We start from the raw sequence: 11,593 nt of genomic DNA, 5'->3' as shown, positions 1-11,593 counted from the left end.
AAGTCTCGCCTAAGCATTCTAAAAGAAAATCAAGCTCTACGGCGACGACCAGCAAACAGGCTAATCAACCCCAGCGATAACAACGCTATGACGCCCGGCTCTGGCACGCTTGAGCTTGGTGCTGAAAATGCCACCTTCGCCGCAAAATCGCCATTTTGATTGCCGAAGGTCATGGTGCCTAAGCTGTCTAGCAGGTTGAACTCCTCGCCCGCTAACATTGCGCCGATATCGTCTACGTTAATCACGCTAGTGAAAAAGCCCAGCAGCGTATTGGTGGTATCGTTAAGCGCATCCGCCGCATTTTCGAACGCATAAAAGGTATCGAAGTCCTCTGTGCGCGTAGACAAAAAGTAGGTTCCCGTGTCCTGCCAAGTCAGACCGGCGATATCAACGCGGTAATCGACGCTAAGATTGCTGGTGCGCTGGGTGTAATCCAGATTATCGACATCGAAGGTCAAGCTATACATCACACTATCACCGACCTCGATATCGATATGATCGGGCGACGAATCAAGCAAGCCTCCACCCTGCTCCAGATGCTGCACATAGCCCTCAAAATCCAGCGTAATGGGCGTAGCCCACACATTCATGGAAACGAGAGCAGCCATCAATACCAATAGTCCTTTTTTCACTGTAGTTAACACCTGTCTTGAGTAAGAGCACTAGCCTAAGCAGGAATAAGGCCACGATCGCTGAAACTGGTTACATTTTTCAATAGCACCACATATCTTATTGTTATTTATAAATTTAATTAGTTTAGCAATGTCTTGAATTTTGTGTGGATTTTGAGAGTTTGGAGCCCGTTAATCAAAAACTGTTAAATTTTTTGACAGTAAAAGTAAATTGTTTAGCTATTGATGAGAGCTGTTGGAAGTGATCTACTTCCGCACATCCAACAACTAAAGGTACTCGGTATTCTTAGTATTTAAATACCGACTTTACGTCCTTGAACATAGCAGGAAGCCGAAATAGGAGCTAACTACGCGCTACTGAGTGAGCCAGCGCTTGGCTGCACCCATTCCTTGAACGCGCTGTTGGTGATGGCAGACCTTGTAGCGCAGCAGACTGGTATCTCTGCCAACTACGCCGCCAAAGTGCTTCTCGAGACCGGTGGTAAGCTCAAGCCAGCATTGATGGTCGATGTTGAGCCGCTCCAAGATGGGGCTGGTCGTGGCGTCGATAGCACCACGCTTGTCTTCGCGAATAACCCGCCCCGTCATATCCACCAGTGCCAAGTAATCAGCCAAGGAAAATGGCAGACCATCGGGCATATCCTTGCGTGGATTACCAACAAATGGGTATAGTTGCTTGGGCTGCTCGCCTTTCCTGGCCTTCTCGATACGCTTTTTCACGCTGGTGTGAACCGAGTTTTCTGAGGTATCCGCAATCTTGGCCCGAATCGGATTCAAATCCACGTAGGCCATACATGCTGCTACGGCGGATTCATATACCGCTGAGTAAGCAGCGTACCTTTATGCAGCCTATGTCAACGCACTAGCACTTGTTCAACCGACCAACTCAACGCCCGCTCTTCATTGACATGCAACACCACATGGCTGTGGTAACTCATCACCGCATAAGCGCAGACGTCAATGGCAAATACCTCCGCTAAGCTCAGCAACTTGTCTTCAACCCAACGGGTGTCTTCTTAATGTTAAAACGAATCGATGGACTTCCCTTTCTTCTTAAAGCGCAGGCGCTTTGCAGCGGACTCGGTGTCAATTTGTGACTAGCTCAACGAGAAAGTTTAATCTGGCGATAGCTCAGTGGAGCATTTATTAATCTTCGCAAGTGTTGAAAGTAGGAGTCGCTCTCTTTGTTGACGGGGTGTTGTCCAACAATCACATATTCTACTCGTTTCTTTTCTAGAGCGTAGCGGTGTCCGTATTGGAGTATCTGCCCAAGAGCTTCTCTCAAGCACCGATTTGCACACAGGGCTGTTTTGACTTCGAATAAAATAACCCTGTCTGCCAGTATGACCTGCATATCTACGTAGTCATGTTCGGTGTGCAGGTTCTCGTGGTCATACTCCTTGCATAGCTCTTCGAGTAGTTTGTTTTGAAGCATCTTGTGAACTTGCCTTATCTTGGTGCGTCCCCGGCCGCGTACGTCTATGTCTGATGTATCGGGAAACGGCGTGTCCCCGCTCCCAATCGGGAGTGGTTTGGGGCTTTCAGTATCACTTGCGTACGCGCCAAATATCGATTCTGCAGTCTTTCTGTCTGTGATGTGGTGCATCGTCCAGCGATATGTCGTTGGTAGCGGAATGCTGAGGTCGTAATCAATGAAGTCAACGGCAATGGTGTGTGTTAAGTGTTCGCTTAATTGATAAATTGGATTGTTGTTGCCTTTGACAATGGCTATGCTGCTCACCTTGAGTGTATCTTCTGGGCGGCGGCGTGTTTTGAGTGCTACTAGGTCACCGGGTCTGAGGCTGAGGAAGTGTTTTAGAGCAGTGACGGCGGTTGTGTTAAATCCATCTGCCTTTAGCTGTTTCTGGATTTCTTCGCGACCAAGTCCTACTAGGTGGCTTAGATCATGCTTTGGGTAAAACCCAACGCTTATCACGCTCTGTTCTAGCATGTCTTGGTAGACGTCTATGGTTGTGTTTTCAGCAACGCTATAACCGGTTCCCAAGATGTAATAGTTAGTTTTATCGCTCTCGGCGGGATCGCGGTGAGTGGTATCATCAGCAATTTCATTGTATAGCTTAAGTAGCTTTATGAGCTCGCGCTTCCAGTCCCCCCAGCGACTTGATGACAGGTCTTTCTCTCCGATGACCTCAGACTGTAGATTGTCGGAGTCTTTGTGGGTGGTCATCTTTAGGTCAGAAAATCGCGCGTGGTAAGTGTCCGCAATTGAGAGAGCTTTATCTTTTAGTTGGTCGTTGGCCTGTGCCCTGCTTTTTGTGGACTCTATTGCTTCTTTGAACCCCTGAGTCAGTTTGAGCTTGCAGTGCTGGTGCGGATTAGTGCGGCCAATAATCGGTTTAATGATTGCATAAATCCCCTCTTTCCCTGATTCAGATAATCGGGGGTCAGCAAAGTGTATTACGGGGTTGTGGGAGAGATTGCCGCTACCGCTACTCACCCACGTCTTTATGTGCTTAAAGCCGGAAGCATCTAGCTCCCCTCTTAGTCTCTTCTCTATTTCTTCCCGAGCTTTTGAAACAGCTCTGTTGCTAACGGTCTGATCTTTCGCAAGCCATTTCGGGTACTGTTGTCCGAACTGATGGATAAGCGTTGCAATATTCATCCCTGCACCTGTTATTGACTAAAGCATTCTTTATAGCTCTATTTGCTTGTTATTTCGAGACTTATTCTTAATTAGTTTGCCGTTGTCCATGTCAATCTCAAACTCGGAGCGATCCATGGCCTCCTCTACCTTACTCATTTGATTGGCAGGTGGCGCTCATCAGCAGCACAGAGGCAGAGGAATTGCCGATCCCCATCTCGCCAAAGCCGAGGCAGTTGCAACCCGCCTGAAGCGTCGCTTCTGTAATCTGAGCGCCCTTGTCGATGGCAGCCTCGCATTGCGAGCGGCTCATGGCAGGCAGCTCTAGATAGTTGTGGGTACCCAAAGCGATCTTGCCGTCAATCAAGCCATCGACCTAGTCAAAATCAAAGTCCACACCGACATCGAACACCTTGAGTGCGATACCGCATTAATATGGGTGTATTGCTAAATACAGTAGAACCTTCACTAACGCGCCATTTTTGGAAGACACGATACATCGACGTAATATTTCTTTGGGTTACTCATTTCAATCAACACAGTGATTTCTTGCTGCTTTATATAGTCGGTGGGGTCAAACCATAGGTTTTCGCTGCTAAAAACGTGCATCTCTGATGTACGTGGATTTCGCCACTGGGCATGGATCTGATAGGGGTTTCTGCCATTAACAGAAAGTGATCTGTTGATATTTACCCCCTGTAGCTTGGCTTTTACCCGAGTGCCATTTTGCTTTAGGTGTTTGATGTTAGTGTTTTTGAGGTGCTTCGAGGCGAATATTGATAAGCCGATGATGGAAAATATCGCGCCTAATCCTCCCAAAACGGCAACGCCGCCCCATAAGGGAAAGAAGGCGTTGATTTCTGCTTCTTGAGGAGCACTTTCAAGGTAGAGAACCTCAACGCGTTCACCTTCAGAGTAGGACGGAGGATTGCTGCCTGTTGAAGAAGAAAATTCAATCTCACGGCCGCTTTTGATCTTAAACCTTACAACAGGGTAGTAGCTGGTGGAGTCGCTGGATCTTGAGCGTATCAACTGAGTCACAACGCCTTCGGTTGTAACCGCGCTGCTAACAAAAGACTGGGTGTTTGAGTACATAAAATACGCCCCGGCCAGCATCGCAAGCCCAATAGCGCTAAACAGATATTTTATGATTGAAACGGCCTTCATCGCTTACTCCTTCTAACGCTAACAACCCATACGACGACGGAGCGCCCTTTTAAGGAAAAAGGGCGATGTATTCAGAAATACTCAATCTCCATAAAGCAGCTTATCATTAAGGTTTGGCATTATCTATCAACAGCTTACGGCCAAGCGCAAGGGCGATACGGTAGGAGAAGCTCGGCAAACAGCTATCATGACTCCCCTTCCCCCTTCGTCTCATTCTCCGAATTCGCCTGTCCATCAAAGCTCTCAACATCCAGCCCCATAGACTTTGCCCGCTCCTTCCACTGTTTGCGGGCAAGTATGCGCATGTCTTCCACATCGTCGGTTTCGTCGACGATCTCCATGCCCATGAGGGTTTCGATTAGATCTTCAAGGGTAACCAGACCTTCGGTGCCGCCGTGTTCGTTGAGCACCACGGCGATATGGGCTTTGTCGTTGACTAGCTGTTCGAACAGGTTGGGCAGCGTCACAAAGTCGGGAACGGCCAGAATGTCGCGCTTCACCGCGCTGAGTTTAGTGTCGTCTTGATGTTGAGCAGCGCTCTCTAACACGTCTTTTTTCAGCACAAAGCCGGTGATTTCGTCGATGTTATTGGCATAAAGCGGGATGCGGGAGAAGCTTGATTGGGTGACCAGCTCCAGTGAGTCGGCGATGCTCATCTCCTCGGCTAGCGCAGTGACCACGGTGCGCGGGGTCATGATGTCGTCGACCTTTAGCGATTCGAAGCGGAAGATATTGCGAATCAGGGTCGATTCATTCTCGCGGATTTGGCCGGTTTCTACGCCCACCTGCGCCATAGCGATAAACTCGTCGCGGCTGAAGATATGGACTGGCTTGCCCCTTGAGATGAGCTTGGTGAGCTTCTCGGAGATCCACACTATCGGATACAGCAATAGGATAAGGGTATTGATAAAGTAGGAGGTTGGGCCGACCAAGGATGACCAGTACACCGCGCCCAAGGTTTTCGGCACGATCTCGGAGAGAAACAGGATCAGCAGGGTCATCACCGCCGAGAACAAGCCAAACCAGGTGTTGCCGAACACCACAGTGGCCTTAGCACCGGCACCAATTGCCCCTACGGTATGGGCGATGGTATTGAGCGTTAGGATTGCCGCGAGAGATTGGTCCACATTATCTTGCCGCAGCCGTTTTAGCATTGCCGCCAGCTTAGGCTGCTTCTCCTTTAGCCCTTCTATATACGAAGGCGTGATGCTAAGCAGCACCGACTCGGCCACCGAGCAGAGAAACGAAAACACCAGAGCCAACAGCACGTAGAGTATTAGCAGCAGCACATCAGCGCTCATTATTGATTTTCCTTTTCCTTAACACCGTTCACTCCTAGGGCGCTAACTGCAACCTTGGGGTAAGCGATAGAGTCATATCCAGTTGTTTTATCGCCGCTTTGAGCTGCGACCTACCTATTACGCTATACGATGAAAAGTTTATCAAAGAGATCATCACTACGTCTGTTTTGTTGGTCTCCAAAGCAAGGCTGAACATAGCGCCCCCTGCCCCGCATTTTGACGCAGCATTGCACTGGCAAAGCCAATAGCCAACTCACTAGGAGTGATCAGATCGACCGGCATACACTGTATTAGCTATGAGATGAATCGAATCAAGGAAATATCAGCGTATGAACGACAAGTTCAATGTGCTCGGCGAGCCACTCGCGCTTTGTAGCTGCACACCGCTCACCGGCTTTTATCGCGATGGCTATTGCCGCAGCGATCAGCAAGACTTGGGCCGCCACATAATTTGCGCAGAGGTGACCGCCGATTTCCTCGCCTTCACCCTGATGCAGGGAAACGACCTTTCGACCCCAAGGCCCGAGTTTGGCTTTCCCGGCTTAAACCCCGGCGATCGCTGGTGTCTTTGCGCCGAGCGTTGGAAAGAGGCATGGCAAGCCGGTTGTGCGCCGATGGTGGTACTATCTAGTTGCGAGCAGAGCGCCTTGGAGGTGGTTAGCCTCGAGGTGCTGCAGCTCTATGCGGTCGGCTCTTGAGGCTGGTGCTCTTGCGGGCGGTGCTCTTGCGGATGGTGCTCTTCGGGCAGATTGTAATACTTATGGATATGCTCAATCAGCAGCTTGGTTTTGCGGGGCACATGTTTGGTGTAAGGATAAACGGCATAGATGCCTAAGCTTTTGCCCACCTGATCGTTCAATACTTCAATCAGCCGGCCTGCCGCTAAATCCTCGGCGACTAAGATCTTGGGCACATACACCAAGCCTTGGCCATACAAGGCCGCCTTGCGCAGCGCAGAGGCGTTATTGGTGCAAAAGTTTCCCGCCACATTCAGGGTGTAGCTACCCTGCTCGCCCTTAAACAGCCACTCATAGGCACCAGTCTCCTGAAACGAGTAGCCCAAGCAGTTGTGCTTTAGCAAGTCCTGCGGTGAGCGCGGCAGGCCTTGTTCTTCTAAGTACTCAGGCGCGGCGCAAATTACCCAGTGCACATCCACCAAGCGGCGAGCAATATAACTGGAATCGGGCAGCACTCCGGTGCGGATCGCCATGTCGTAGCCCTCTTCAATCAGGTCGACAAAGCGGTTTTCTAAGTCCATATGCACATGAACCTTAGGGTAGGCTTTGCTGAACTCGGCAATGGCCTGAGGGAGCACCAGCTCGCCAGAGATGGTCGGCACCGTAATCTTGATAGAGCCAGACAGACTGTCGTTAAGCCCCTGCAGCTCCTCCATCGCATTGTTAACCGAGTTGGCCACCTCACGCGCATGCTTGTAAAACACCTCGCCGGCTTCGCTAAGCGCCAGCTTGCGGGTGGTGCGGTAGATTAGCTGAACGCCCAGCTCCTGCTCTAAGCGGGTAATGCGTTTGCTAATCACCGATTTGGTTAAACCCACCTGCTCGGCGGCTTTGCTAAAAGAGCCTTGCTCAATGAGGTGGTAGAAGATCAGAAAATCGTCGCTATGTTTGAGCATAAACCACGCTTATTGCAACAGTGTTTGAGTTTGTTGCAATAAGCTTAAGAGATAGCCCGAGCGATTTCCTGCACCCGCCCCACACTTTGGCAATCACAGCTACTGCCGACACTCTAGCGAAGTAACTCGCGCTAGCGGGTACACTGGTCCACCAGATACACAATCGACTGATAATCGATGCCCGAGTGATGGCTAAGGCCAATCTCACAGGTGCGACTGGTGGAGTAGCCACTGCTGCAGCCTTCCACCTGACCAGATAAGGTGCGCAGCGCTGACTCGTTAAGCTCCGGGGTGGTAAAGCCTTTATCGCCGGCAAAACCACAGCAGGTGATTTGGTCGGGGATAACCACGTTGGTACTGCAGGCGTTCATCAGCTCGACAATCTTCTGATCCAGCCCCATCCGCCGCGTCGAGCAGGTAATATGCAAGGCGACCTTGTCGTCGGTGGGCTCGAACTCCAACCTATCCATCACGTATTCGTGGATAAACTCCACCGGTTCATAAAGTTTAAGCTTGGGATGGGGGTGCTCTTTTAGCTGCATCAAGCAAGGGCTGGTATCGCAGTAGATGGGGATCTCGCCGTTGTTGCTGGCTTCGAGCAACATCTCTATGGTCTGATTGGCCTTTGCATCGGCCTGATTGAACATGCCTTTGCTCTTAAACGGCAAACCACAGCATTGGTCTTTTAGGCCCTTGGGATAGATCACCTCAAAACCGGCTTTACGCAGTAGGCTTTCGGTTTTCTCAAACAGTGTGGCCTGCTGCTCCGCGCCGCGTGCTGGCCCCATAGTACGGCTGGAACAGCTTGGCAGATACACCACCTTAAGCGAGCTGGCTGCCGGTTCACTGTTCTCGATGTACTGATTGACTGGAATAAGTTGCGCCGCCGGGGTCGGCATAGACGGCGTCCAGTGACCCAAGCGTTTGCCCGATGCTTTACGCATACCACTGGTAAGCGCGCCCATCGCCTTAGAGCCAAGCACGCCATGGCTGATATTGGCCGCGCCAAAGGCGGTTTTTGCAGCCTTAGTGACGATGTTGAAGTTGTCGGCAATCCACTCCGAAACCCCTTCCTTATCCCGGTTGCGGTCGTGGCGTAGCTGCCGGACCAAGTCGCCGGTGTTGATCCCCACCGGGCACACCGTTGAACACAGCCCGCAACCTGCACAGGTATCGATCGCCATATAATCGTATTTGTCGGCGAAGGCTTTTTTGTTTTCACCATCGAGCAAGGCCAGCTCGCGCTTACCAATAATTCGCTGGCGCGGGCTAAGGGTGAGCGCACGTGAGGGGCACATGCGCTCGCAAAAACCACACTCAATACATTGGTCGACGATATCGCTGACCGCCTCCATCGGCTTGAGGTTACTGATATGCAGCTTGGGGTTATCGGTAATCATTACATCGGGGTTTAAGATCCCTTGTGGGTCGAACAGGGCCTTGATTTTAAGCATGTAGCCATAGGCTTCCTCGCCCCACTCGCGGCGTACAAACGGCGCCATATTACGGCCCGTGCCGTGCTCGGCTTTGAGCGAGCCATCGTACTTGTTCACCACGATATCGCACACCGCCTCCATAAAGCGCTCGTAGCGTGCCACCTCCTCACTGCAGCCAAAACCTTGGGAGAAGATAAAGTGCAGGTTGCCATCGAGAGCATGGCCGTAGATCACTCCATCGTCGTAGCCAAACTGCTGCATAAGCTGCTGCAAGTCGGTTAAGGCATCAGCCAAGCTCTCTATATGGAAAGCGACATCTTCGATAAGCGCGGTGGTGCCCTTGGGCCGGGTGGCTCCTACTGCGGGGAAGATCCCTTTGCGGATATTCCAGTAAGCCTGATACTCAGAAGGCTTTTCGGTAAAGCTGGCTGGCACCACCAGCGGCAAGTCGTGGATCTCGCCCAAGATGGTGTGGATCTGCCCCTTTAGCACCGACAGCATCTCTGCCTCGGTTTGCACCAGGATCGCCGTCGCGCCTAGCGGCACATTGGCGACAAACTCGGGCACTCCGTCCATATGCTGTACCGCTTTGAGCGCGTAGTAGTCAATCATCTCTGCGGCAGAGACAGGAGTATCGTTAAGCTTAAAGCGCATCACCGCTTCGCTGGCGGTGCGGATATCCGGAAACACCAAAAAGGCCGAGGCTTTGAGCGGGTACTTTTTGATGGTGTTATGGGTGATCTCCGAGATAAAACCCAGCGTGCCCTCAGAGCCAATCAGCAAGTGGGCGATGATGTCGATGGGGTCGTCCCACTCAATCAAAGAGCGCAGCCCATAGCCGGTGGTGTTTTTGATTTGGTACTTGCGCGCGACCCGCTGGCTAAGCGTCTTGTTGCCGCGCATCTGCTCGGAGAGCTCGGTAACACCGGCAATCAAATCGGCATGGGTTCGCTTGAACATACTGCGGCTGGCCTCAGAGCCAGTATCGAGAACCGTTCCATCGAGCAATACAATGCGCGCCGACTCCATCACCCCGTAGGTATCCATCGAGTTCATGCCCGCGGCATTGTTAATCGCGATGCCACCGATGCTTGCCGCATCGATGGAGGCCGGCATGGGCGCAAGCTGATAGTGAAGCGGAGCCAGATAGCGGTTGGCGTCGCCACCCAGTACACCGCATTGCATGCGGATCTTGGCGCCACCTTCAAGGATTTCGTAGTCTTTCCAATCCGGCGTTAGGGAGAGCAAAATCGAATCGCTCAGCGCCTGACCCGAGAGGCTGGTTCCCGAGGCGCGGAAGGTAATCGGCAGGCCCATGGCAGAGGCGAGCGCCATCAAGCGGATCACCTCACCTTCATTGGTAACCTGTACAATCACCTTGGGGACTAAGCGGTAGAAGCTGGCGTCAGTGCCATAGGCAAGTGAGCGGAAATAATCAGTGATCAGCCTATCGCTGGGAATGAACTCGGCGGCCGCGTTCACAAACTGCTCATAGCTATCTTTCACTTGCATGTCATCGTCCTGATGCGTATTGGAATGTTGCGGATCAGGTTAGCAACAGCACATTAGTAAGATTAGGCGCTTTAGGGCGTTTAATTGTTTCTTAAATGCCACCAATCACCATATCTAATTGTTTTAAATGATGTTTATTAAGTGCAGGTGTGTAATTTGGCAAACTGGGTACCGCCCTTGCAGGTGGCAAATTGTGATCTCACTGCAAGTGACCGGTGGAACTTGAAGCTTGGCGACTGCCCTCAAGTTCACGAGCAGTACACTAGCAGAAGTGAGTGAAACGCTTAGCTGTTAATCGTTCGCCCGTGCTGAAGCTCTATGTCATCGGGCACTTCAAACTTGGGCTCCATAAACTCAAACATCACGTCGGTGACCTCAAAGGCGTAAACCTTCGGATCCTTCTCTTGATTACGCTTGGCGATGCGCTGCCTGCGCAGCTCTGGCGGCGCGTTCACAAAATGCACCTCGGCGTTTATCCCTAAGGCCTTTGCCTTGCTTGTGAACACCTCACGTTGCGCTTTGGTGGTAAAACCAAGGTCCAGTAATACTTTGCCATCGAGTACGAGGATCTGCTCACTGACCTCCCAGATTTGCTGATAACAGCGCTCTACCCGCTCAATCATCCAGGCATAATCAAGCGCTTGCATATCTTTGGCGAACAGGGTTTGCATCCATGGGTCGATGGAAAACCGGACTGCGCCGATTTCCTCGCAAAGCGATAATGAGTAGGTGGTTTTGCCTGCCCCGGTGGGGCCACAAACCAAGATCAATCTAGCCATGTGCAAAAACCTTTTATAGCAGTTTATAGAAGTAAACCGTTGCCTCTAGCTCGCCCGTTGAGCTACGCGCAAACTGTGGGATCTGTCCCGCTTCAGTGTAGCCAATCCGCTGGTAGAGCGACGATGCAACATCGCCAAGCCGCGTGTCCAACACCAACAGCGATAGCCCAAGCGCCGACGCAGTCTGTTCCATCAGGTCCATTAAGCGTTTGCTTAATCCTCTGCCACGACTTTGGGTGTGTACCATTAGCTTTTCAACTTCGCCCCGATGGGCGCCATTCGCTTTACCACAGAGCGATAGCTGCACGGCGCCTTGCACCGCATTGTTGTCCAGTGCGACAAACAGCTTACGAGCGCCAGCCTTCAACTCTTCTTCAACCGCGCTCCAATAGCGGCTAATTTCGTCGTCTTCTACCGGGGTTAAGAACCCAACCGATGCACCGCTTTCCACGCAGTCAGCCAGCAGATGTTGTAACGAAGGCTGCAAGCCTTCGATTGATTTAACTTCTTTGATTTCCACTCGTTTTCCTA

Annotated in this window: 12 protein-coding genes; 1 reads left to right on the top strand and 11 read right to left on the bottom strand. The window is 51.4% G+C overall.

The genetic code is table 11. The features are described 5' to 3' along the window. Positions 1-29 precede the first annotated feature (29 nt). The 7 genes from G461_RS0107465 to G461_RS23625 form a co-directional block, all read right to left on the bottom strand. The gene (locus tag G461_RS0107465) at positions 30-608 is read right to left on the bottom strand and encodes a PEP-CTERM sorting domain-containing protein (RefSeq protein WP_084429084.1); all 579 of its coding nucleotides are present in this window, start codon (positions 606-608) and stop codon (positions 30-32) included. A gap of 378 nt (positions 609-986) precedes the next feature. Beyond that, the gene (locus tag G461_RS23630; protein WP_051333428.1) at positions 987-1,424 is read right to left on the bottom strand and encodes a hypothetical protein; all 438 of its coding nucleotides are present in this window, start codon (positions 1,422-1,424) and stop codon (positions 987-989) included. 62 nt (positions 1,425-1,486) lie between these two features. Next, positions 1,487-1,621, bottom strand: coding sequence for a hypothetical protein (locus G461_RS26495; protein ID WP_281172004.1), 135 nt, complete (start codon positions 1,619-1,621; stop codon positions 1,487-1,489). Between the two features lie 113 nt (positions 1,622-1,734). Next, a complete protein-coding gene (locus G461_RS0107455; RefSeq protein ID WP_026971374.1) occupies positions 1,735-3,255 on the bottom strand; it encodes a hypothetical protein in 1,521 nt (506 codons plus the stop codon). 130 nt (positions 3,256-3,385) lie between these two features. Next, positions 3,386-3,601 carry a nicotinate-nucleotide--dimethylbenzimidazole phosphoribosyltransferase gene (locus G461_RS0107445; RefSeq protein WP_026971373.1) on the bottom strand — a complete coding sequence of 72 codons (216 nt, stop codon included), beginning with the start codon at positions 3,599-3,601 and terminating at the stop codon, positions 3,386-3,388. 101 nt (positions 3,602-3,702) lie between these two features. Then, positions 3,703-4,401 (bottom strand): DUF3592 domain-containing protein, encoded by a 699-nt coding sequence (locus G461_RS0107440; RefSeq protein WP_026971372.1) that lies wholly within the window; start codon positions 4,399-4,401, stop codon positions 3,703-3,705. A 185-nt stretch (positions 4,402-4,586) separates the two neighbouring features. Next, positions 4,587-5,702 carry a hemolysin family protein gene (locus G461_RS23625; RefSeq protein WP_051333427.1) on the bottom strand — a complete coding sequence of 372 codons (1,116 nt, stop codon included), beginning with the start codon at positions 5,700-5,702 and terminating at the stop codon, positions 4,587-4,589. 329 nt (positions 5,703-6,031) lie between these two features. Here G461_RS23625 and G461_RS0107430 point away from each other — a divergent pair, with 329 nt between their 5' ends. After that, a complete protein-coding gene (locus tag G461_RS0107430; protein ID WP_026971371.1) occupies positions 6,032-6,400 on the top strand; it encodes a DUF2237 family protein in 369 nt (122 codons plus the stop codon). Here the strand turns inward: G461_RS0107430 and G461_RS23620 are convergent. The 4 genes from G461_RS23620 to G461_RS0107410 all read right to left on the bottom strand — a co-directional run bounded on the left by G461_RS23620 (position 6,382) and on the right by G461_RS0107410 (position 11,582). Beyond that, on the bottom strand, positions 6,382-7,335 hold the full coding sequence (locus G461_RS23620; protein WP_051333426.1) for a LysR family transcriptional regulator: 954 nt from the start codon (positions 7,333-7,335) through the stop codon (positions 6,382-6,384). The genes G461_RS0107430 and G461_RS23620 overlap by 19 nt on opposite strands. 131 nt (positions 7,336-7,466) lie before the next feature. Continuing rightward, a complete protein-coding gene (locus G461_RS0107420) occupies positions 7,467-10,283 on the bottom strand; it encodes an FAD-binding and (Fe-S)-binding domain-containing protein (RefSeq protein WP_026971370.1) in 2,817 nt (938 codons plus the stop codon). A 284-nt stretch (positions 10,284-10,567) separates the two neighbouring features. Beyond that, positions 10,568-11,062: a P-loop nucleotide/nucleoside kinase family protein gene (locus G461_RS0107415; protein ID WP_026971369.1), complete on the bottom strand. Its 495-nt coding sequence runs from the start codon at positions 11,060-11,062 to the stop codon at positions 10,568-10,570. Between the two features lie 13 nt (positions 11,063-11,075). Then, a complete protein-coding gene (locus tag G461_RS0107410; RefSeq protein WP_026971368.1) occupies positions 11,076-11,582 on the bottom strand; it encodes a GNAT family N-acetyltransferase in 507 nt (168 codons plus the stop codon). Positions 11,583-11,593 lie beyond the last annotated feature (11 nt).

The organism is Aliagarivorans marinus DSM 23064 (assembly GCF_000429485.1).
Taxonomy (GTDB): domain Bacteria; phylum Pseudomonadota; class Gammaproteobacteria; order Enterobacterales; family Celerinatantimonadaceae; genus Aliagarivorans; species Aliagarivorans marinus.
Note: the sequence above shows the minus strand (reverse complement) of the source record. Positions and strands in the feature narration are given on the sequence as shown.

Coding starts and splice junctions, on each gene's coding strand:
- G461_RS0107465 (WP_084429084.1), bottom strand. CDS start 608: ATGGCTGCTCTCGTTTCCATGAATGTGTGGGCTACGCCCATTACGCTG.
- G461_RS0107415 (WP_026971369.1), bottom strand. CDS start 11,062: ATGGCTAGATTGATCTTGGTTTGTGGCCCCACCGGGGCAGGCAAAACC.
- G461_RS23625 (WP_051333427.1), bottom strand. CDS start 5,702: ATGAGCGCTGATGTGCTGCTGCTAATACTCTACGTGCTGTTGGCTCTG.
- G461_RS23630 (WP_051333428.1), bottom strand. CDS start 1,424: ATGGCCTACGTGGATTTGAATCCGATTCGGGCCAAGATTGCGGATACC.
- G461_RS0107430 (WP_026971371.1), top strand. CDS start 6,032: ATGAACGACAAGTTCAATGTGCTCGGCGAGCCACTCGCGCTTTGTAGC.
- G461_RS23620 (WP_051333426.1), bottom strand. CDS start 7,335: ATGCTCAAACATAGCGACGATTTTCTGATCTTCTACCACCTCATTGAG.
- G461_RS0107420 (WP_026971370.1), bottom strand. CDS start 10,283: ATGCAAGTGAAAGATAGCTATGAGCAGTTTGTGAACGCGGCCGCCGAG.
- G461_RS0107440 (WP_026971372.1), bottom strand. CDS start 4,401: ATGAAGGCCGTTTCAATCATAAAATATCTGTTTAGCGCTATTGGGCTT.
- G461_RS0107455 (WP_026971374.1), bottom strand. CDS start 3,255: ATGAATATTGCAACGCTTATCCATCAGTTCGGACAACAGTACCCGAAA.